This is a genomic window from Pantoea stewartii subsp. stewartii (assembly GCF_008801695.1).
Taxonomy (GTDB): Bacteria; Pseudomonadota; Gammaproteobacteria; order Enterobacterales; family Enterobacteriaceae; genus Pantoea; species Pantoea stewartii.
On record NZ_VZPF01000284.1, the window covers coordinates 1 to 411 of the forward strand.

The window sequence follows — 411 nt, forward strand, 5'->3', positions numbered from 1 at the left end:
TGTTTCAGATAACATAAAATCAATGCATTACATGCTTGCGTATGACGGTGTTCTGTCTGGCATCAGCGTTTTCTACCAAAACAGTGCAGACAAAACAGAATGATTACCTATTATTCAACAAAGCCGTGGAAAGTTAAAAAGCACGGCAAAGAGCGCCGCCGTACCTGGCGTAAACTGCATGTGGCTGTTGATGGTAAAACACACGAAATCATCTGTGCGGATTTGTCACTGAACAACGTAACGGACTCAGAAGTCTTCCCGGGTCTTATCCGGCAGACTCACAGAAAAATCAGAGCAGCAGCGGCCGATGGCGCATACGATACGCGTCTGTGTCATGATGAACTGCGGCGTAAGAATATCAGCGCGCTTATCCCTCCCCGAAAAGGGGCGGGCTACTGGCCCGTTGAGTAT

The 411-nt window shown here is 48.2% G+C and carries 1 pseudogene; it reads left to right on the plus strand.

The annotated features are described in order from the left end of the window. Positions 1-111: 111 nt before the first annotated feature. Positions 112-411: pseudogene (locus F7Q90_RS26185) on the plus strand (transposase); the annotation flags it as partial.